The organism is Pseudomonas putida (genome assembly GCF_001941965.1).
GTDB lineage: Bacteria > Pseudomonadota > Gammaproteobacteria > Pseudomonadales > Pseudomonadaceae > Aquipseudomonas > Aquipseudomonas putida_L.
Window position 1 is genome coordinate 1 of sequence record NZ_MKZO01000026.1, and the last position, 19696, is coordinate 19696.

Sequence of the window (19696 nt, forward strand, 5' to 3'; positions counted from 1 at the left end):
CCCAACAAACAGCAAAAACAAAAAAGCCCGGCATCTGCCGGGCTTTTTTGTTCGTATCGACTTTTAGCGGGCGCGGTAGGTGATGCGCCCTTTGCTCAGGTCGTACGGCGTCAGTTCGACGCGGACCTTGTCGCCAGTCAGGATACGGATGTAGTTCTTGCGCATCTTGCCGGAGATGTGCGCGGTTACGACGTGCCCGTTTTCCAACTCCACGCGGAACATGGTGTTGGGCAGGGTGTCGACGACAGTGCCTTCCATTTCGAAGCTGTCTTCTTTCGACATGCAGTAAAGCCCTCGGTGTTCAGTTATGGCCGGCCACAGAAGCACCCGGCTACAAAAAGTGGCGTGCATTGTGCCCGAAAAAGGGAGGTCAAGCCAAGGATTTCAATTAAGGGTGACCCAGCGCTGGTTGATCAGCAGTTCAATAGGGCGGTATTGGGTCTTGTAGTTCATTTTTTTGCAGTTCTTGATCCAGTAGCCCAGGTACACCGCATCCAGGCCAAGGCGCAAGGTTTCACCGATCTGCCAGAGAATGGCGTAGCGGCCGAGGCTGCGTTTTTCCTCGGTCGGTTCGTAGAAGGTGTACACGGCTGACAGGCCGTTGGGCAGCAGGTCGGTCACCGCCACGGCGACCAGCCGGCCTTCGAGGCGGAATTCGTAGAAACGCGAAAACGGCAGGTCGCGGACCAGAAACGTCGAGAACTGGTCACGACTGGGCGGGTACATGTCGCCATCGGCATGGCGCTGCTCGATATAGCGCCGGTACAGGTCGAAGTATTCTTCATTGAAAGAAGGGCGGGCCGGGCTCACCACCAGGTCGGCATTGCGCTTGATGATGCGCTTCTGCTGGCGGTTAGGCGAAAAGCGCGCAGCCGGAATACGTGCCGGTACGCAGGCATTGCAGTTCTGGCAGTGGGGCCGGTACAGATGGTCGCCACTGCGACGAAAGCCCATTTCCGACAGGTCCGCATAGACGGTGGCGTCCATTGGCTGGCTCGGGTCGAGGAACAGCGTGGTGGCCTGCTCGTCAGGCAGGTAGCTGCAGGCATGGGGTTGAGTGGCATAGAACTTCAACCGCGCCAACTCAGTCATGATCAACCCCTCGGCAGGTTTTTTACTAATTGTAAGCCAGCTCTGGAAACTCGCCTAGCAAACGGCCTGCGTACAGATCCAGGTCGCGCGATTGGGCTGGTCCAGATATTGATTCAGATAATCGGCGAAGGTTGCCCTGGCGATGGCCCGGGCACCAAGGCTGTGCAAATGATCGGTGGGCATCTGGCAGTCGATCAGGACGAAGCCGGCCTCGCGCAGGTGCTCGACCAGGGCGACGAAACCGACCTTGGAGGCGTTGTCGGCCCGGCTGAACATCGACTCGCCAAAGAACAGCCGGCCCATGGCCAGGCCATACAGCCCGCCAACCAGCTCGCCATCACGGCGCACTTCCACCGAATGGGCGAGGCCCTGGCGGTGCAGCTCGACATAGGCGGCCTGCATGCTGTCGGTGATCCAGGTGCCGTCGGCATAGGCCCTCGGCGCAGCGCAGGCGGCGATCACGGCCGGGAAGTCCTGGTCGAAGCTGACCTGGTACTGGCCCTGGCGGATCAGCTTGCGCAACGAGCGCGACACATGCAGCTCATCAGGGAACATCACCGTGCGCGGGTCGGGTGACCACCAGAGAATCGGCTGGCCGTCCTGGTACCAGGGGAAGCAGCCGTGGCGATAGGCCTGGACCAGGCGTTCCGGGCGCAGGTCGCCGCCCGCGGCAAGCAGGCCGTTGGGTTCGCGCAGGGCCTTCTCCAGTGGCGGGAAGTCCAGGGTGTTGCGGTTCAGCCAGGTCAGCATCGTGGTCCGTCGCGGTTTGGCAGGGCAGGGGAGGGCGCCCAGCATGACCCGAAAAAGCCTCGCCGGACAACCCCGCGCCAGACGCCGCGCGGCCCTGGCGATGATGGCTGTTGGCCCTGTGCGCAACTTAATATCCGTACAGTTGTCCCAACCATGCAAAAACACCGCATAAGCCTTTGTCACAAAAGAAAATGCGTGCTCAAATTGTTGTATTGGAATGTGCACCTGTCATGGCACGTTCCGCCGAGCGTCATGGCGATGGATCGGCAGTAATGTTAAAAGTAGTGATTTGTTGACCGGCCCCCTTGGTCAATCACGGTTGGACGCGCTTCCGCGCAGGAATAGACCAGTTTTGAAGAAAACCACAGCAACACCCAATCCCGAGCCGCTCTGGCGCCAGCAGTTGCATTACAGGCTCAAGGAAGGTGCCCTGATTGCCATGGGCGCCCTGTGCCTCTATCTGTGGATGGCATTGCTGAGCTACGACCAGGCCGACCCGGGCTTCAGCCACACCAGCAACGTCGACCAGGTGCAGAACGCCGCCGGGCGTGCCGGTGCCTTCTTCGCCGACATCCTGTTCATGGTGCTGGGCTACTTCGCCTATATCTTCCCCTTGTTGCTGGCGATCAAGACCTGGCAGATCTTCCGCGAGCGCCACCAGCCCTGGCAGTGGAGCGGCTGGCTGTTCTCCTGGCGGTTGATCGGCCTGGTGTTCCTGATCCTCTCCGGCGCCGCCCTGGCCCATATCCATTTCCATTCCGCGCCGAGCCTGCCGGCCTCGGCGGGTGGCGCGCTGGGCGAAAGCCTCGGCGACCTGGCGAAGAACGCCTTGAACGTGCAGGGCAGCACCCTGATGTTCATCGCCCTGTTCCTCTTCGGCCTGACCGTGTTCACCGACCTGTCGTGGTTCAAGGTCATGGACATCACCGGCAAGATCACCCTCGATCTCTTCGAACTCTTCCAGGGCGCCGCCAGCCGCTGGTGGAGCGCGCGCAACGAGCGCAAGAAACTGGTCGCGCAATTGCGTGAGGTCGACGAGCAGGTCAATGAAGTGGTGGCCCCGGTGGTGCCGGACCGCCGCGAGCAGACCAAGGCCCGCGAACGCATCATCGAACGCGACCAGGCCCTGGCCAGGCATGTTGCCGAGCGCGAGGACAAGACCCCGCCGGTGATCATGCCCGCACCGGCCAAGGCCCCCGAGCCGAGCAAGCGCGTGCAGAAAGAGAAACAGGTGCCGTTGTTCGTCGACAGCGCCGTCGAAGGCACGCTGCCGCCGATCTCGATTCTCGACCCGGCCGAGGCCAAGAAGGTCAACTATTCGCCCGAATCCCTGGCCGGCGTCGGCCAGTTGCTGGAAATCAAGCTGAAGGAATTCGGCGTCGAGGTCTCGGTGGACTCGATCCACCCGGGTCCGGTGATCACCCGCTACGAAATCCAGCCGGCGGCTGGTGTGAAGGTCAGCCGCATCGCCAACCTGGCCAAGGACCTTGCCCGCTCCCTGGCGGTGACCAGTGTCCGTGTGGTCGAGGTCATCCCCGGCAAGACCACCGTGGGTATCGAGATTCCCAACGAAGACCGGCAGATCGTGCGTTTCTCCGAAGTGCTGTCGTCGCCGCAGTACGACGAGGCCAAGTCGCCGGTCACCATGGCCCTGGGTCACGACATCGGCGGCAAGCCGGTGATCACCGACCTGGCCAAGATGCCCCACCTGCTGGTGGCCGGTACCACCGGTTCCGGTAAGTCGGTGGGTGTGAACGCCATGATCCTGTCGATCCTGTTCAAGTCCGGCCCGGAAGACGCCAAGCTGATCATGATCGACCCGAAGATGCTCGAACTGTCGATCTACGAAGGCATCCCGCACTTGCTTTGCCCGGTGGTCACCGACATGAAGGACGCCGCCAACGCCCTGCGCTGGAGCGTTGCCGAGATGGAGCGGCGCTACAAGCTGATGGCGGCCATGGGCGTGCGTAACCTGGCCGGCTTCAACCGCAAGATCAAGGACGCCGAGGAAGCCGGCGAGCCTATCTACGACCCGATGTTCCGCCGCGAAAGCATGGACGACGTGCCGCCGACCCTGACCACCTTGCCGACCATCGTGGTGGTGGTGGACGAATTCGCCGACATGATGATGATCGTCGGCAAGAAGGTCGAAGAACTGATCGCCCGTATCGCCCAGAAGGCCCGGGCCGCCGGTATCCACCTGATCCTCGCCACCCAGCGGCCGTCGGTGGACGTCATCACCGGCCTGATCAAGGCCAACATCCCGACGCGCATGGCGTTCCAGGTGTCGAGCAAGATCGACTCGCGGACCATCATCGACCAGGGCGGCGCCGAACAACTGCTCGGCCACGGCGACATGCTCTACATGCCGCCGGGCACCAGCCTGCCGATCCGCGTGCACGGCGCCTTCGTCTCCGACGACGAAGTGCACCGCGTGGTGGAAGCCTGGAAGCTGCGTGGCGCGCCGAACTACAACGACGACATCCTCAACGGTGTCGAAGAAGCCGGCAGCGGCTTCGATGGCGGTGGCGGCGGCGAGGGCGGTGAAGATGCCGAGACCGACGCGCTCTACGACGAAGCGGTACAGTTCGTCCTGGAAAGCCGCCGTGCTTCCATTTCCGCGGTTCAGCGCAAGCTGAAGATCGGCTACAACCGCGCCGCGCGGATGATCGAGGCGATGGAAATGGCCGGTGTGGTCACCCCGATGAACACCAACGGCTCACGCGAAGTCATCGCGCCGGGCCAGTCGCGGGACTGATCTTCCTTTTTTGACGGCGGGCACCGACGCCCGCCGTGTCATTCATTCAGCAACGAGGATTGCCATGCGCCTGATTCGCATGATGTTGGTTTCCGCTTTGAGCCTGTCCAGTGCCTCGGTGTTCGCCGCCGAAGCCGACGTGGCGCGCCTGAGCCAGTTGCTCGAGCGCTCGACGACCATCAGCGCCACCTTCTCCCAGCTGGCCCTGGATTCCAGTGGCACCCAGCTGCAGGAAACCAAAGGCCAGATGGCGGTCAAGCGCCCGGGCCTGTTTTACTGGCACACCGATGCGCCACAGGAGCAGGTGGTGGTGTCCGACGGCAAGAACGTCACCCTGTGGGACCCGGACCTGGAGCAGGCGACCATCAAGAAGCTCGACCAGCGCCTGACCCAGACCCCGGCGCTGCTGCTGTCCGGTGATATCTCGAAGATCGGCCAGAGCTATGACGTCACCTCGAAGGAGCAGGGCGAGGTCATGGACTTCGAGTTGCGCCCGAAGACCAAGGACACCCTGTTCGACTCGCTGCGCCTGTCGTTCCGGCGTGGCCTGATCAATGACATGCAGTTGATCGACAGCGTTGGCCAGCGCACCAACATCATGTTCACCGGGGTCAAGGCCGGCGAGCCGATTCCGGACAGCAAGTTCAAGTTCGACGTCCCGGCGGGCGCGGACGTGATCAAAGAGTAAGAGGTCACCCAGTCGTCCATGGACCTGTTTCGCAGTGAACCGGTTGCCCAGCCCCTGGCCGCGCGCATGCGCCCGGCCAACCTGGACGAATACGTCGGCCAGCAGCACCTGCTGGCCCGCGGCAAGCCGCTGCGCGAGGCCCTGGAGCAGGGCGCGCTGCATTCGATGATCTTCTGGGGCCCGCCCGGGGTCGGCAAGACCACCCTGGCGCGGCTGCTGGCGCAGTTCTGCGAGGCGCATTTCGAGACGGTCTCGGCGGTGCTCGCCGGGGTCAAGGAGATCCGCCAGGCGGTGGAAGTCGCCAAGCAGCAGGCGGCACAGTATGGCCGGCGGACCATTCTCTTCGTCGACGAGGTGCACCGCTTCAACAAGTCCCAGCAGGATGCCTTCCTGCCCTATGTGGAAGACGGCACCCTGATCTTCATCGGGGCGACCACCGAGAACCCGTCGTTCGAGCTGAACAACGCGTTGCTGTCGCGGGCCCGGGTCTATGTGCTCAAGAGCCTCGACGAGGAAGCCCTGCGCCGCCTGGTGCAGCGTGCGCTCACCGAGGAACGCGGTCTCGGCAAGCGCAACCTGAGCCTCTCCGACGAAGCCTTCGCCATGCTCCTGGCCGCCGCCGATGGTGATGGCCGGCGCATGCTCAACTTCCTCGAAAACGCCTCGGACCTGGCCGAAGACGGCAGCGAGATCGGCGCCGAGCTCCTGCAAAGCCTGCTCGGCGATACCCGTCGGCGCTTCGACAAGGGCGGCGAAGCTTTCTACGACCAGATTTCCGCGCTGCACAAATCCATCCGTGGCTCCAACCCGGACGCCGCGCTGTACTGGTTCGCGCGCATGCTCGACGGCGGCTGCGACCCGCTGTACCTGGCCCGTCGCGTGGTGCGCATGGCCAGCGAGGACATCGGCAACGCCGACCCCCGCGCCCTGAGCCTGTGCCTGTCGGCCTGGGACGTGCAGGAGCGCCTCGGCAGCCCGGAAGGCGAGCTGGCGGTGGCCCAGGCCATCACCTACCTGGCTTGTGCGCCGAAGAGCAACGCCGTGTACATGGGCTTCAAGGCCGCGCTGCGCGAAGCGTCGGAGCACGGTTCGCTGGAAGTCCCGCTGCACCTGCGCAATGCCCCGACCAAGCTGATGAAGCAACTGGGCTACGGCGAGGAATACCGCTACGCCCACGATGAGCCGGGCGCCTATGCCGCCGGCGAGGACTATTTCCCCGACGAGCTCGAACCGCGCCAGTACTACCAGCCGGTGCCGCGCGGTCTTGAACTGAAGATCGGCGAGAAGCTGCGGCAACTGGCCGAGCTCGACCGCAACAGCCCGCGGCAACGGAGAAAACCGTGATAGCACTGATCGCTGCCGTCAGTGCCGGAGGGATTGCCGGCACCCTGTTGCGCTTCGCCACCGGCAATTGGGTCAACGCCCACTGGCCTCGACACTTTTATCTCGGTACGCTGGCCGTCAACCTGATTGGCTGCCTGTTGATCGGCCTGCTCTACGGACTGTTCCTGCATCGTCCGTACGTGCCGGTCGAGCTGCGGGGTGGCCTGATCGTCGGCTTCCTCGGCGGCCTGACCACGTTTTCATCCTTTTCACTGGATACCGTGCGCCTGCTCGAAAGCGGGCAGGCGCCGCTGGCTTTCGGCTATGCCGCGGCCAGCGTGCTGGGCGGCCTGCTCGCAACCTGGGCCGGCCTGGCACTTACCCGAATCTGAACCAACACCACACATAACGAGAGAACGATATGCTCGATTCCAAACTGTTACGCGGCCAACTTCAGGAAGTGGCGGACCGCCTGGCCTCCCGTGGCTTCAGCCTGGATGTCGCGCGCATCGAATCCCTGGAAGAGCGCCGCAAGACGGTGCAGACCCGTACCGAACAGCTGCAGGCCGAGCGCAACGCACGCTCCAAGTCCATCGGCCAGGCCAAGGCCAAGGGCGAGGACATCGCCCCGCTGATGGCTGACGTCGAGCGCATGGCCGGTGAGCTGGCGGCCGGCAAGGTCGAGCTGGACCAGATCCAGTCCGAGCTGGACCAGATCCTCCTGACCATCCCCAACCTGCCGGACGCCAGCGTACCGGTCGGTGAAGACGAAGACGGCAACGTCGAAGTGCGCAGCTGGGGCACCCCGCGCCAGTTCGACTTCCAGATCCAGGACCACGTCGCCCTCGGCGAGCGCAACGGCTGGCTGGACTTCGAGACCGCGGCCAAGCTCTCCGGCGCGCGCTTTGCCCTGCTGCGCGGCCCGATCGCCCGCCTGCACCGCGCCCTGGCGCAGTTCATGATCAACCTGCATATCAACGAGCATGGCTACGAAGAGGCCTACACCCCGTACCTGGTCCAGGCCCCGGCGCTGCAAGGCACCGGCCAGTTGCCGAAGTTCGAGGAAGACCTGTTCAAGATTACCCGCGAAGGCGAAGCCGACTTCTACCTGATCCCGACCGCCGAAGTGTCGCTGACCAACATCGTTTCCAACGAGATCGTCGACGCCAAGGACCTGCCGATCAAGTTCGTCGCCCACACCCCGTGCTTCCGCAGCGAAGCCGGTGCCTCGGGCCGCGACACCCGTGGCATGATCCGCCAGCACCAGTTCGACAAGGTCGAGATGGTCCAGGTGGTCGAGCCATCGAAATCCATGGAAGCCTTGGAAAGCCTGACCGCCAACGCCGAGCGCGTGCTGCAGGCCCTGGAGCTGCCGTACCGCGTTCTGGCGCTGTGCACCGGCGACATGGGCTTCAGCGCCGTGAAGACCTACGACCTGGAAGTCTGGGTACCGAGCCAGGACAAATACCGCGAGATTTCCTCGTGCTCCAACTGCGGCGACTTCCAGGCCCGCCGCATGCAGGCGCGCTGGCGCAACCCGGAAACCGGCAAGCCGGAGCTGGTCCACACCCTCAACGGCTCGGGCCTGGCGGTAGGCCGGACCCTGGTCGCGGTGCTGGAAAACTACCAGCAGGCCGACGGCACCATTCGTGTACCGGAAGTCCTCAAGCCGTACATGGGCGGCATCGAGGTCATCGGCTAAATGGAATTCCTGCCGCTGTTCCACAATTTGCGCGGCAGCCAGGTCCTGGTGGTGGGCGGCGGCGAGATTGCCTTGCGCAAATCGCGCCTGCTCGCCGATGCCGGGGCGCAGCTGCGCGTGGTCGCGCCCGAGATCGAAGGGCAACTGGCCGCGCTGGCTCGGCACAGTGGCGGCCAGCTCCTGGAGCGTGGCTATCAGGAAGCGGATCTTGACGGTTGCCAACTGATCATCGCCGCTACCGACGACCCAGCGCTCAATGCCCGGGTCTCGGCCGAGGCGCGCAAGCGCTGCGTGCCGGTCAATGTGGTGGATGCGCCGGCACTGTGTTCGGTGATCTTCCCGGCCATCGTCGACCGCTCGCCTTTGGTGGTCGCGGTCTCCAGCGGCGGTGACGCCCCGGTGCTGGCGCGGTTGATCCGCGCCCGCCTGGAAACCTGGATTCCGGCCGCCTACGGCGAACTGGCCGGACTGGCTGCGCGGTTCCGTGACCGGGTCAAGCAGCTGTATCCGGACGTCAACCAGCGTCGTGGCTTCTGGGAGGAAGTGTTCCAGGGCCCGATCGCTGAACGCCAGCTGGCCGGGCAGGACGCCGAAGCCGAACGCCTGTTGCAGGCCAAGGTCGAGGGCAAGCCCGAGCAGACGGCGGGCGAGGTGTATCTGGTGGGGGCGGGCCCGGGTGATCCGGACCTGCTGACCTTCCGCGCGCTACGCCTGATGCAGCAGGCCGACGTGGTGCTCTACGACCGCCTGGTGGCCCCGGCCATCATCGAGATGTGCCGGCGTGATGCCGAGCGCATCTATGTCGGCAAGCGGCGCTCCGATCACTCGGTGCCCCAGGAGCAGATCAACCAGCTGTTGGTGGACCTGGCGCGTCAGGGCAAGCGGGTGTTGCGTTTGAAGGGCGGTGATCCGTTCATCTTCGGACGGGGCGGGGAAGAGATCGAGGAACTGGCCGAGCAGGGCATTCCTTTCCAGGTGGTGCCGGGTATCACTGCAGCCAGTGGTTGCTCCGCCTATGCCGGGATTCCGCTGACCCACCGCGATTACGCGCAGTCGGTGCGCTTCGTTACTGGCCACCTGAAGGATGGCACCAGCAACCTGCCGTGGGATGACCTGGTGTCACCGGCGCAGACCCTGGTGTTCTACATGGGACTGGTGGGGTTGCCGACCATCTGTGCCGAGCTGATTCGCCATGGCCGTGCTGCCGATACCCCGGCGGCGCTGGTCCAGCAGGGTACGACCAAGAACCAGCGGGTGTTTACCGGCACGCTGGCCGACCTGCCGCAGCTGGTGGCGGAGCATGAGGTTCATGCGCCGACATTGGTGATCGTGGGTGAGGTGGTGCAACTGCGGGACAAGCTGGCCTGGTTCGAAGGCGCCCAATAGGGCCTCATCGCTGGCAAGCCAGCTCCCACAGGGATTGCGTGCACCGCTGAACCTGTGGGAGCTGGCTTGCCAGCGATGCTCTTTCAGACCCCGGTTTTCTTCCAGATCCCCCGCCCAACCAGCCGTTCCCGATCATGCGCCTGCCCGAAGTCCTGCTTCGGCCCTTTCGGCACGATCCCGTTCGGGTTGATGGTCTTGTGGCTGGCGTAATAGTGATGCTGGATATGCTCCATGTTCACCGTCTCCGCCACCCCCGGCCATTGATACAGCTCGCGCAGCCAGTTGCTCAGGTTCGGGTAGTCGGCGATCTGCCGCAGGTTGCATTTGAAGTGCCCGTAGTACACCGCATCGAAACGCACGATGGTGGTGAACAGACGGATATCCGCCTCGGTCAGGTATTCCCCGGCCAGATAACGCTGCCCGTCCAGTAGCTGTTCCAGGGTATCCAGCTCGGCGAACAGCGCATCGAACGCCTCTTCATACGCCTTCTGCGACGTCGCGAAGCCCGCCCGGTAGACGCCATTGTTCACTGCCGGATAGATACGGTCATTCAAGGCATCGATCTTTGCCCGCAGCGGCTCCGGATACAGATCCAGGCGATTCCCGGTCAAGCCGTCGAACGCCGTGTTGAAGATACGGATGATCTGCGACGACTCGTTGTTGACGATGCGCTGCTCCTGCTTGTCCCACAGCACCGGCACGGTGACGCGCCCGGTGTAGTGCGGGTCGTCGCGGGTGTAGCGCTGGTGCAGGTAGTCGAAGCCGTCGAGCTTGTCCCCGGTAGAGCCCAGGCCCTTGTCGAAGGTCCAGCCATGTTCGCCCATCAGCCAGCTGACCACGGACACATCGATGAGGTTTTCCAGGCCCTTGAGCTTGCGATAGATCAGGGTGCGGTGGGCCCAGGGACAGGCCAGCGACACGTACAGGTGATAGCGCCCGGCTTCGGCCGCCGGCAGGTCGTTGCGGCGCTGCGCGTTTTCGCGCTCGAAGGCGCCGTCCTTGCTGCTTTGATACCACTGGTCATGCCAGCGTCCGTCGATCAACAGGCCCATGGTGAAGAGTCCTTGGCAATTCGTTAGAAGTTGGAGCCCATTCTACGGACTCAAGTTCGAACGAATAGCGCAAAGATCCCGCCTGTTTGATCGAAGGGTTCGATGGGTCGCGATCAGACCAGACGTGCAGCCCAGTATTCGCGGGCCTTGGCGAAGGCTTCGTCCTGGGCGTGGCCGAGACCGCGCAAGGCCAGGGCCATGGTCGCGACCACGGCCATCTCGCCATAGCTGTCACTGGATTCGCCGGACCACACCTTCAGCAAATGTTCCGGGTTCAGGCTTGCCGGCTTCACATGCCGTTGCGCCGACATCTGTGGCCATTCCTCATCCCAATCCGCACCCTCGGCGGTGCCGTAGAGGTGGCTGGTAGCATCCGGGTTGATCTCGATCTCGCCGCCATCACCCTTGACCACGATGGCCCGGTCGCCCAGCAAGCGGCTGGCCTCGCGGTGCACGGCCTGGTATCCGGGATGGAAGATGCTCTGCAGCCCGCAACGGGCGCCCAGCGGGTTGAGCACCCGGGCCAGAGAGTGGATCGGCGAACGCAGTCCGAGGGTGTTGCGCAGGTCGATCATCCGTTGCAGGCGCGGGGCCCAGTCCTGCAAGGGGAAGAACGCCAGGTTGTGCTGGTCCAGCGCCGTCTCGACTTCGCCCCAGCTGCGGCACAGCGGGATGCCCGCCAGGTCCAGCACCTGCTCGGTATACAGACGTCCGGCGGTATGCGCGCCGCCGCCGTGCATCAGGATGCGCACGCCATTGTTCGCCAGGCAGCGTGCCGCCAGCAGGTACCAGGGCAGGTGACGCTTCTTTCCGGCATAGCTCGGCCAGTCGATATCCACGGCAATCGCCGGGGCCTCCAGGCGCGCGCGCAGGGCTTCGGTGAAGCCGGCCAGCTCTTCCGGGCTTTCTTCCTTGTGCCGCAACAGCATGAGGAAGGCACCGAGCTGGGTTTCCTCGACCTTGCCATCGAGGAGCATGCCCATGGCGTCGCGGGCTTCCTCGCGGGTCAGGCCGCGGGCGCCGCGCTTGCCCTTGCCGAGGATGCGGACGAATTCGGCGAAGGGGTGCTCGGCCGGGGTTTCGGTAACGAGAGGACGTGGCTCGGTCATATGCAGTTGGTCGGCTTGGGCAGGCCCGCCAGCTTGGCGGCGAGTTTGGCGGGAGTGCCGTTGAACAGGCGGTTGAGGTGCGCGCTGTTGCCCTTTTCAGGGCCCAGCTTGAGCGCGGTGTACTTGATCAGCGGGCGCGTCGCCGGAGACAGCTCGAACTCCTGGTAGAACTGGCGCAGCAGTGCCAGCACCTCCCAGTGATCGGCGTTCAGGGCGATGGACTCGCGCTCGGCCAGGGCCTGGGCGACCTCCTCGGACCAGTCGCCCAGGTCCACCAGGTAGCCGTCCTTGTCGAGGGCGATCTCTTGGCCGTTGACGTGCAGAGTGCTCATAGCCAGCTGTTGACCTTGTCGTAGTTCAGGGACAGTTCGACGAACGCCGGGTAGTCGATGGCCGTGGCCGGGCTGTCGGCGATGGCGCGGGCCTGCAGGTCTTCGGCGAGCGCATACAGGCGCGGGCCGAGGGTGCTCAGGCCGGCGACGGTGGCGCTGCCGGGGTTCAGCGCATAGACGGCGTCGCCACACAGCAGCAGGCCGTCATGGGCGCCGAGCAGGCGCAGGCAACTGGCAAGACGGTCGTCTCCGAACGGCGAACGGGAAATGACGTGCAGGGTGCTCATCAGAGGGTTACCACCTGGTCAAAACGGTCGATCAAGGCCGCGAGGCCGACGTCATCCAGCACTTGCACCGGCAGGCTCAGGCCGTCGGCGGCGAGGCCGCGCTCGGCAAGGCTGCTGGCGGAGACGAACAGCTCCTCGATGCCGAACATCGGCAGGGCCTGGAGATTGGCCGCGAGGTTCTTCTGTTGCAGCAGCGCCGGTTGCTGGTGGGCGGCGAGCTGGAACACGCCGTCATCGAGAAACAGCATGCCCAGGGGCAGGTCGAAAGCGCCGCCGGCCAGGGCGATATCCAGGGCTTCGCGGGCGGACGGGCCGCTCCACGGCGCCTGGCGGCTGATGATCAGCAGGGACTTGGCCATTTCAATCGCCTCCGAAGCAGACCAGGCGGTCCGCGTTTTGTGCCGCTTCGTGCAGCTGGCCGAGGCCGGACAGCTCCCACGGCACCGGCAGGTTGGCCGCCGGGCGCTGATAGCGGTTGGCTTCCTCGTCGTTCAGCACGCCACGGCGCAGGGCGGCGGCGATGCACACCACGGCGTCGAGGTTCCGGGTGGTGACGAAGTCGCGCCACTGCGCGGGCACGTCGTTCTCGTCCTGGGGCGTGACGACGTTGGCCGAGGCGCTGTGCACGCCGTCCTGGTAGAAGAACAGGCGCACGATCTCATGGCCGCCGGCCAGGGCCGCCTGGGCGAACAGCAAGGCGCGACGGGAGGAGGGCGCGTGGCCGGGGGAAAAAACCGCGATGGCGAACTTCATGGCAGGCCCTGTGGGAAAAACACCCGCCATGATAAAGCAAAAAGCCCGCAGCCTGCTTGGAGCTGCAACTTGGAGCGGCAAGCTGTAAGCCGCAAGCGATAAGAAAAAGCTGCGGCGGCGCGGATTGCTCTTTCTTACGGCTTGAAGCTTGTGGCTTACAGCTCGGAAACGCGATCAGGCCTCGCGCTTGCTCTCGGGCAGGAACCAATTCAGCACCAGGGCGCAGATACCACCGGTGGCCACGCCGGACTCCAGCACATTGCGCAGGGCCGATGGCATATGGGCGAGGAACTCCGGCACCTGGGCCACACCGAGGCCCAGGGCCAGGGACACGGCGATGATCAGCAGGGCGCGGCGATCCAGGCTGACGCTGGCGAGGATATTGATCCCCGACGCGGCGACGGCACCGAACATGACCATGGCCGCACCCCCCAGCACCGGCTCCGGCACGGCCTGGATCACCCCGGCCACCGCCGGGAACAGGCCCAGCAGCACCAGCATCAGGGCGATCCACACGCCGATGTGGCGGCTGGCGATGCCGGTCAGCTGAATCACCCCGTTGTTCTGCGCGAAGATCGAGCTGGGGAAGGTATTGAATACCCCGGCCAGCAGCGAGTTGGCGCCGTTGACCAGTACGCCGCCCTTGATCCGCTGCATCCACAGCGGGCCTTCCACCGGCTGGCGCGAGACCTTGCTGGTGGCGGTGACGTCGCCGATGGCTTCCAGCGAGGTGACCAGGTAGATCACCAGCATCGGGATGAACAGCGACCAGGAGAAGCCGATACCGAAGTGCAGCGGCACCGGCACCTGGAACAGTGCTGCCTCATGCATGCCGGTGAAGTCCAGGCGGCCCAGGTAACCGGCCAGGGCATAGCCCACGGCCAGGGCGATGACGATGGCGCAACTGCGCATCCACACCACCGGAATACGGTTCAGCACCACGATGATCGCCAGCACCACGCCGGACAGCAGCAGGTTCTCGCCGTTGGCGAAGGTGCCGTTGCCCATGGCGGCAAAGCCGCCGCCCATGCTGATCAGGCCGACCTTGATCAGGGTCAGGCCGATCATCAGCACGACGATGCCGGTCACCAGCGGGGTGATCAGGCGCTTGACGAAGGGCAGGATGCGCGAGATGCCCATCTCCACGAACGAACCGGCGATGACCACGCCGAAGATCGCCGCCATCACTGCTTCGACCGGGGTGCCTTGCTTGACCATCAATGCGCCGCCGGCGATCAGCGGGCCGACGAAGTTGAAGCTGGTGCCCTGGACGATCAGCAGCCCGGCGCCGAACGGCCCGAAGCGCCGGCACTGGACGAAGGTGGCGATGCCGGAGATCACCAGGGACATGGACACGATCAGGTTGGTATCGCGGGCGGACACGCCCAGTGCCTGGCAGATCAGCAGGCCCGGGGTCACGATCGGCACGATGATCGCCAGCAGGTGCTGGAGCGCGGCCAGCAGGCCGATCACCAGGCGCGGCCGGTCTTCCAGGCCGAGGACCAGTTCATTGGCCTGTGCCGGGCCTTGTTCGATTGAGCTCATGGAGAGGATGCCCCGGAAAAAAAGGAGCGCATTCTACGGGGCGCCTGGGGTTTTCGGTAGTCCGGTTTTTGCAGTGTTCTTCAGGGCCTCATCGCTGGCAAGCCAGCTCCCACAGGGATCGCATGCGCCGCCGAACCTGTGGGAGCTGGCTTGCCAGCGATGAGGCCCGGGAGAACACCACAACAATCAACTGCCCCGACAAGCCGCCTCCAGCACCCGCGGCCCCGGCCCCTCCAGCCCCAGCCTGTCCTCCGGGTTGCGCAGCGGGCAATCCTCCAGCGACAGGCACCCACAACCAATGCAGTTGTCCAGACTGTCCCGCAGTGCCTCCAGGGTCCGGATCCGCGCATTCAGATCCTCGCGCCAGGCCGTGGACATCTCCCCCCATTGCGCCGCCGTCAGCTTGCTGTTCGGCGGGTAGCGGCCGAACGCGTTCTTGATCTCCTCCAGCGGAATCCCGGTGCGCTGGGCCACCTTGATCACCGCGATGGTACGCAGCACCAGGGCCGGAAAACGCCGCTGGTTACCCGCATTGCGGGTACTTTCGATCAGCCCCTTGGCCTCGTAGAAATGCAGGGTCGACACCGGTACCCCGGCGCGCCGCGCCACTTCGCCGACGCTGAGCAGGCGCATCCCGTCCACCGCTTTTTTCCCCGCCATGCCTGTTGACCTCAAGTAAAGTTGAGGTTTTATAGTCCCGCCCCGTCGTTCCTGCAAGCGCAGGAATCATCATCGATCAGCGGGGCGGAGCATGGGCAAGAGGCTGCTGTTGGGGGGAGGGGCGCTGGCGCTGGGTGCGCTGGCGCTGGTAGTGGGGATGCAACGGACGCCGCCGGCACAGGCTAGCGGCGCATGGCCGGCGACCAAGGTGGCGCTGGCCAGGGTCACGTCGATGCCGGCACCACGGCTGCGCTTTGCGGTGGGCGAGCTGGAGGCGGTGGACCAGGTGCGCCTGGCCGCTGAAAGCGCCGGGCGGGTGACGCGCATTGCCTTCGAATCCGGGCAGACGGTCAAGGCCGGGCAATTGCTGGTCCAGCTCAACGATGCCCCGGAACAGGCCGAACGCCTGCGCCTGCGGGCCCAGTTGCGTAATGCCGAATCATTGCTGGAGAGGACGCGCAAGCTGCGCGCCTCCAGTGTCACCACCCAGGAGCAACTGGACAACGCCAGCGCCGCCGCCGACATGGCCCGGGGCGAGCTGCAACAGGTTGAAGCGCGGATCGCGCAGAAAGCCATTGTCGCGCCGTTCGCCGGCAAGCTGGGGATTCGCCGGGTGCATCAGGGCCAGTACCTGAATGCCGGCGACGCGGTTGCCAACCTGATCGATTCGAATCGGCTACGGGTGAATTTCTCCCTGAACGAACAGGCAGTCGCCGAACTGAGCAGCGGACAGACCGTGCAACTGGGCATCGATGCCCTGGCGGACCAAACATTTCCTGCGCGAATCAGCGCCATCGACCCGATGATCAGTTCATCGCGCCTGGTGCAGGTGCAGGCCACCCTGGTCAATGTCGACAGCCAACTGCAACCCGGCATGTACGCCCGGGTGCGACTGGACGCGCAACAGCCGACCAGCGTGTTGTCCTTGCCGGAAACCGCCGTCACCTATACCGCCTACGGCCAGACGGTATTCGTCGCCCGGCAGGACAAGGACGGCCTGCGGGTCGCCCGGGTCGGCGTGACCACCGGCGAGCGCTGGCAGGGCCGGGTGGAAATCACCTCCGGTCTCGCCGAAGGCGACCAGGCGGTGGTGTCCGGCCAGCTCAAGCTGAGCGACGGCATGACCGTGGAGCCTGTGGCCGAGAACAGCCTGGATGAAGGAGGCCGGTCGTGAGATTCACCGACCTGTTCGTCCGTCGTCCGGTGCTGGCCCTTGTGGTCAGCGCGCTGATCACCCTGATGGGCCTGTTCGCCCTCGGCAAGTTGCCGATCCGCCAGTACCCGCTGCTGGAAAGCTCGACCATCACCATCACTACCGAGTACCCCGGGGCGTCTGCCGAGCTGATGCAGGGCTTCGTCACCCAGCCGATCACCCAGGCGGTGTCCTCGGTGGAGGGCATCGACTACCTGGCGTCCTCGTCGATGCAGGGCCGCAGCACCATCACCCTGCGCATGACCCTCAACCGCGATCCGACCCAGGCCCTGACCCAGGCCATGGCCAAGGTCAACCAGGTGCGCTATCGCTTGCCGGAAAAGGCCTACGACCCGGTGGTCGAGCTGTCGGCCGGGGACTCCACCGCCGTGGCCTACGTTGGGTTTTCCAGCGAAACCCTGTCCATCCCCGAACTGAGCGATTACCTGTCGCGGGTGGTCGAGCCACAGTTCTCGGGGATCGACGGCGTGGTCAAGGTGCAGACCTTCGGCGGCCAGAACCTGGCCATGCGCCTGTGGCTGGACAGCGAACGCATGGCCGGGCGCGGGGTGACTGCCAGCGATGTGGCCGAGGCGGTGCGCCGCAACAACTACCAGGCCACCCCGGGCCAGGTGCGCGGGCAATACGTGCTGGCGGATATTCGCGTCGATACCGACCTGACCAGCGTCGAGGCCTTTCGTGACCTGGTCGTGCGCAACGATGGCAACGACCTGGTACGCCTGCGGGATATCGGCAGCGTCGAGCTGAGCGCGGCCATGACCCAGACCAGCGCCACCATGGACGGCAAGCCGGCGGTGCATCTGGGGCTGTTCCCCACGCCGTCGGGCAACCCGCTGGTGATCGTCGACGGCATCCGCAAGTTGCTGCCGCAGATCCAGCAGACCCTGCCGCCGGGGGTGAAGGTGGCATTGGCCTACGAGACCGCGCGCTTTATCGACGCCTCGATCAGGGAAGTGCTGCACACCCTGCTCGAAGCGATGCTGATCGTCGTCGCGGTGATCTGGCTGTGCCTGGGATCGCTGCGCAGCGTGGCGATCCCGGTGCTGGCGATCCCCCTGTCGATGCTCGGTGCTGCGGCATTAATGCTGTTCTTCGGCTTCAGCCTCAACCTGCTCACCCTGCTGGCGATGGTCCTGGCCATCGGCCTGGTGGTGGACGATGCCATCGTCGTGGTGGAGAACGTCCATCGCCATATAGAAGAAGGGCAGACCCCGGTGGCGGCGGCGCTGGCCGGGGCCCGGGAGATTGCCGGGCCGGTGGTGGCCATGACCCTGACCCTGGCGGCGGTGTACGCGCCCATCGGCTTGATGGGCGGGCTGACCGGCACGTTGTTTCGTGAGTTCGCCCTGACGTTGGCCGGTGCAGTGATCATCTCCGGGATCGTCGCCCTGACCCTGTCGCCGGTGATGAGCTCGTTGTTGCTCAAGCCGGGTCAGCAGGAGGGCCCGATGGCCCGGCTGGCGGAGAAGGTTTTCGGTGGCCTGGCCGGGGGTTATGGCCGGTTGCTGGGGCAGTCGCTGGCGCGGCGCTGGATCAGTGGCGGCATCGCCGTGCTGGTCTGCTTCAGCTTGCCCTGGCTGTACCTGCAGGCGCAGCGCGAGCTGGCGCCGCCGGAGGACCAGGCGGCGGTACTGGCGGCTATCAAGGCACCGCAATACGCCAGCCTGGAATACGCCGAGCGTTTCAACGCCAGGCTCGACCGGGTGATGAAGGCCATTCCGGAAACCACCGATACCTGGATCATCAATGGCACCGACGGCCCCGCCAACAGTTTCGGCGGCATCAACCTGAGTGCCTGGGGCGAGCGCCAGCGCTCGGCGGCGCAGGTCCAGGCCGAGTTGCAGCAGGCGGTGGGCGAGGTCGAGGGCAGTAGCATCTTCGCCTTCCAGGTGGCTTCGCTGCCGGGCTCCAGCGGTGGCCTGCCGGTGCAGATGGTGCTGCGCAGCGCCCAGGATTACCCGCTGCTGTACCAGACCATGGAAGGGCTCAAGCAACGCGCCCGGGAAAGCGGCCTGTTCGTCGTGGTGGACAGCGACCTCGACTACAACAACCCGCTGGTCCGGCTGAGCATCGACCGGGCCAAGGCCGCCAGCCTGGGCATCGGCATGCAGGCCATCGGCGATTCGCTGGCGGTGCTGGTGGGCGAGCAGTACGTCAACCGCTTCGCTTTGTATGGCCGCTCCTACGATGTGATTCCGCAGAGCATCCAGGACCAGCGCCTGACCCCGCAGGCCCTGGCCCGCCAGTATGTGCGGGCGGATGACGGGCAATTGCTGCCGCTGTCCACGGTGGTGCAGATGGACATGAGCGTGGCGCCGAACCGCCTGCTGCAATTCGACCAGCAGAACGCCAGCACCTTGCAGGCGATCCCGGCGCCCGGGGTGTCCCAAGGTCAAGCCGTGGCCTTCCTTGAACAACTGGCCAGCGAGCTGCCGCCGGGCTTCAGCCATGACTGGCAATCGGAGTCGCGCCAGTACGTGCAGGAAGGGCTGGCGCTGATGTGGGCGTTCCTCGCCGCGCTGGTGGTGATCTACCTGGTGCTCGCCGCCCAGTACGAAAGCCTGGTGGACCCGCTGATCATCCTGGTCACCGTGCCGCTGTCGATCTGCGGTGCCCTGCTGCCGCTGGCCCTGGGCTGGGCGACCTTGAACATCTACACGCAGATCGGCCTGGTGACCCTGATCGGCCTGATCAGCAAGCACGGGATCCTGATGGTGGAGTTCGCCAACGAAATCCAGGTGCGCGACAACCTGGGCCGGGGCGAGGCGATCATCCGCGCCGCGCAGGTCCGCCTGCGCCCGGTGCTGATGACCACGGCGGCGATGACCTTCGGCGTGGTGCCGTTGCTGTTCGCCAGCGGTGCCGGGGCCAACAGCCGTTTCGGCCTGGGCGTGGTGATCGTCTGCGGCATGCTGGTGGGCACGCTGTTCACCCTGTTCGTGCTGCCGACCCTTTATGCATGGCTGGCCCGGGATCACCGGGTCGAAGGTGCACGCAAGCAACAGCTGGCGGATGCCCAGCGCGTGCTGGGGAGTTGAGGAATGTC

The 19696-nt window shown here is 65.0% G+C and carries 19 protein-coding genes; 8 read left to right on the forward strand and 11 right to left on the reverse strand.

Going from position 1 to position 19696, the window contains the following annotated elements:
• Positions 1–63: 63 nt before the first annotated feature.
• The 3 genes from infA to aat all read right to left on the reverse strand — a co-directional run bounded on the left by infA (position 64) and on the right by aat (position 1842).
• On the reverse strand, positions 64–282 hold the full coding sequence (gene infA, locus PSEMO_RS16190; RefSeq protein WP_002553999.1) for a translation initiation factor IF-1: 219 nt from the start codon (positions 280–282) through the stop codon (positions 64–66).
• Positions 283–384: 102 nt separating this feature from the next.
• Entirely contained in the window at positions 385–1092 is a 708-nt protein-coding gene (locus tag PSEMO_RS16195) for an arginyltransferase (RefSeq protein WP_075804001.1), read from the reverse strand.
• Between the two features lie 54 nt (positions 1093–1146).
• Positions 1147–1842 (reverse strand): leucyl/phenylalanyl-tRNA--protein transferase, encoded by a 696-nt coding sequence (gene aat / locus PSEMO_RS16200; RefSeq protein ID WP_075804002.1) that lies wholly within the window; start codon positions 1840–1842, stop codon positions 1147–1149.
• 352 nt (positions 1843–2194) lie between these two features.
• Between aat and ftsK the strand changes: the two genes are divergently transcribed.
• The 6 genes from ftsK to cysG all read left to right on the forward strand — a co-directional run bounded on the left by ftsK (position 2195) and on the right by cysG (position 9699).
• A complete protein-coding gene (gene ftsK, locus PSEMO_RS16205) occupies positions 2195–4600 on the forward strand; it encodes a DNA translocase FtsK (protein WP_075804003.1) in 2406 nt (801 codons plus the stop codon).
• Between the two features lie 64 nt (positions 4601–4664).
• On the forward strand, positions 4665–5288 hold the full coding sequence (gene lolA / locus PSEMO_RS16210; RefSeq protein WP_075804004.1) for an outer membrane lipoprotein chaperone LolA: 624 nt from the start codon (positions 4665–4667) through the stop codon (positions 5286–5288).
• A gap of 18 nt (positions 5289–5306) precedes the next feature.
• Positions 5307–6632, forward strand: a complete 1326-nt coding sequence (locus PSEMO_RS16215) for a replication-associated recombination protein A (protein WP_075804005.1) — start codon at positions 5307–5309, stop codon at positions 6630–6632.
• The gene (gene crcB / locus PSEMO_RS16220; protein WP_075804006.1) at positions 6629–7003 is read left to right on the forward strand and encodes a fluoride efflux transporter CrcB; all 375 of its coding nucleotides are present in this window, start codon (positions 6629–6631) and stop codon (positions 7001–7003) included. The genes PSEMO_RS16215 and crcB overlap by 4 nt, the downstream gene beginning before the upstream one ends.
• Before the next feature lie 29 nt (positions 7004–7032).
• Positions 7033–8313: a serine--tRNA ligase gene (gene serS / locus PSEMO_RS16225; RefSeq protein ID WP_075804007.1), complete on the forward strand. Its 1281-nt coding sequence runs from the start codon at positions 7033–7035 to the stop codon at positions 8311–8313.
• Positions 8314–9699, forward strand: a complete 1386-nt coding sequence (gene cysG / locus PSEMO_RS16230) for a siroheme synthase CysG (protein WP_075804008.1) — start codon at positions 8314–8316, stop codon at positions 9697–9699.
• An 83-nt stretch (positions 9700–9782) separates the two neighbouring features.
• Here cysG and PSEMO_RS16235 read toward each other — a convergent pair whose 3' ends face one another.
• The 8 genes from PSEMO_RS16235 to soxR form a co-directional block, all read right to left on the reverse strand.
• Positions 9783–10751, reverse strand: a complete 969-nt coding sequence (locus tag PSEMO_RS16235; protein WP_075804009.1) for a glutathione S-transferase family protein — start codon at positions 10749–10751, stop codon at positions 9783–9785.
• A gap of 113 nt (positions 10752–10864) precedes the next feature.
• A complete protein-coding gene (locus PSEMO_RS16240) occupies positions 10865–11860 on the reverse strand; it encodes a glycosyl transferase family protein (protein WP_075804010.1) in 996 nt (331 codons plus the stop codon).
• Positions 11857–12192 carry a TusE/DsrC/DsvC family sulfur relay protein gene (locus PSEMO_RS16245; RefSeq protein WP_075804011.1) on the reverse strand — a complete coding sequence of 112 codons (336 nt, stop codon included), beginning with the start codon at positions 12190–12192 and terminating at the stop codon, positions 11857–11859. Before PSEMO_RS16245 ends, PSEMO_RS16240 begins: the two co-directional genes overlap by 4 nt.
• The gene (gene tusB, locus PSEMO_RS16250) at positions 12189–12479 is read right to left on the reverse strand and encodes a sulfurtransferase complex subunit TusB (RefSeq protein ID WP_075804012.1); all 291 of its coding nucleotides are present in this window, start codon (positions 12477–12479) and stop codon (positions 12189–12191) included. Before tusB ends, PSEMO_RS16245 begins: the two co-directional genes overlap by 4 nt.
• Positions 12479–12838 (reverse strand): sulfurtransferase complex subunit TusC, encoded by a 360-nt coding sequence (gene tusC, locus PSEMO_RS16255; protein ID WP_075804013.1) that lies wholly within the window; start codon positions 12836–12838, stop codon positions 12479–12481. Before tusC ends, tusB begins: the two co-directional genes overlap by 1 nt.
• A gap of 1 nt (position 12839) precedes the next feature.
• Positions 12840–13232: a sulfurtransferase complex subunit TusD gene (tusD, locus tag PSEMO_RS16260; RefSeq protein WP_075804014.1), complete on the reverse strand. Its 393-nt coding sequence runs from the start codon at positions 13230–13232 to the stop codon at positions 12840–12842.
• Positions 13233–13406: 174 nt separating this feature from the next.
• The gene (locus PSEMO_RS16265; RefSeq protein ID WP_075804015.1) at positions 13407–14777 is read right to left on the reverse strand and encodes a nucleobase:cation symporter-2 family protein; all 1371 of its coding nucleotides are present in this window, start codon (positions 14775–14777) and stop codon (positions 13407–13409) included.
• Between the two features lie 186 nt (positions 14778–14963).
• Entirely contained in the window at positions 14964–15437 is a 474-nt protein-coding gene (soxR, locus tag PSEMO_RS16270; RefSeq protein WP_075804016.1) for a redox-sensitive transcriptional activator SoxR, read from the reverse strand.
• 91 nt (positions 15438–15528) lie between these two features.
• On the opposite strand from soxR, the gene PSEMO_RS16275 reads away from it, so the two are divergent.
• Both PSEMO_RS16275 and PSEMO_RS16280 read left to right on the forward strand, forming a co-directional pair.
• The gene (locus PSEMO_RS16275; protein WP_075804017.1) at positions 15529–16611 is read left to right on the forward strand and encodes an efflux RND transporter periplasmic adaptor subunit; all 1083 of its coding nucleotides are present in this window, start codon (positions 15529–15531) and stop codon (positions 16609–16611) included.
• Positions 16608–19688, forward strand: coding sequence for a MexW/MexI family multidrug efflux RND transporter permease subunit (locus tag PSEMO_RS16280; protein WP_075804018.1), 3081 nt, complete (start codon positions 16608–16610; stop codon positions 19686–19688). Before PSEMO_RS16275 ends, PSEMO_RS16280 begins: the two co-directional genes overlap by 4 nt.
• Positions 19689–19696: the final 8 nt, after the last annotated feature.

What these genes read in the sequence shown, in the direction of transcription:
- serS (WP_075804007.1), top strand. Translation starts at nt 7,033, where the DNA reads ATGCTCGATTCCAAACTGTTACGCGGCCAACTTCAGGAAGTGGCGGAC.
- PSEMO_RS16215 (WP_075804005.1), top strand. Translation starts at nt 5,307, where the DNA reads ATGGACCTGTTTCGCAGTGAACCGGTTGCCCAGCCCCTGGCCGCGCGC.
- lolA (WP_075804004.1), top strand. Translation starts at nt 4,665, where the DNA reads ATGCGCCTGATTCGCATGATGTTGGTTTCCGCTTTGAGCCTGTCCAGT.
- soxR (WP_075804016.1), bottom strand. Translation starts at nt 15,437, where the DNA reads ATGGCGGGGAAAAAAGCGGTGGACGGGATGCGCCTGCTCAGCGTCGGC.
- PSEMO_RS16195 (WP_075804001.1), bottom strand. Translation starts at nt 1,092, where the DNA reads ATGACTGAGTTGGCGCGGTTGAAGTTCTATGCCACTCAACCCCATGCC.
- PSEMO_RS16240 (WP_075804010.1), bottom strand. Translation starts at nt 11,860, where the DNA reads ATGACCGAGCCACGTCCTCTCGTTACCGAAACCCCGGCCGAGCACCCC.
- cysG (WP_075804008.1), top strand. Translation starts at nt 8,314, where the DNA reads ATGGAATTCCTGCCGCTGTTCCACAATTTGCGCGGCAGCCAGGTCCTG.
- PSEMO_RS16265 (WP_075804015.1), bottom strand. Translation starts at nt 14,777, where the DNA reads ATGAGCTCAATCGAACAAGGCCCGGCACAGGCCAATGAACTGGTCCTC.
- PSEMO_RS16275 (WP_075804017.1), top strand. Translation starts at nt 15,529, where the DNA reads ATGGGCAAGAGGCTGCTGTTGGGGGGAGGGGCGCTGGCGCTGGGTGCG.
- aat (WP_075804002.1), bottom strand. Translation starts at nt 1,842, where the DNA reads ATGCTGACCTGGCTGAACCGCAACACCCTGGACTTCCCGCCACTGGAG.
- PSEMO_RS16245 (WP_075804011.1), bottom strand. Translation starts at nt 12,192, where the DNA reads ATGAGCACTCTGCACGTCAACGGCCAAGAGATCGCCCTCGACAAGGAC.
- infA (WP_002553999.1), bottom strand. Translation starts at nt 282, where the DNA reads ATGTCGAAAGAAGACAGCTTCGAAATGGAAGGCACTGTCGTCGACACC.
- tusD (WP_075804014.1), bottom strand. Translation starts at nt 13,232, where the DNA reads ATGAAGTTCGCCATCGCGGTTTTTTCCCCCGGCCACGCGCCCTCCTCC.
- tusB (WP_075804012.1), bottom strand. Translation starts at nt 12,479, where the DNA reads ATGAGCACCCTGCACGTCATTTCCCGTTCGCCGTTCGGAGACGACCGT.
- PSEMO_RS16235 (WP_075804009.1), bottom strand. Translation starts at nt 10,751, where the DNA reads ATGGGCCTGTTGATCGACGGACGCTGGCATGACCAGTGGTATCAAAGC.
- tusC (WP_075804013.1), bottom strand. Translation starts at nt 12,838, where the DNA reads ATGGCCAAGTCCCTGCTGATCATCAGCCGCCAGGCGCCGTGGAGCGGC.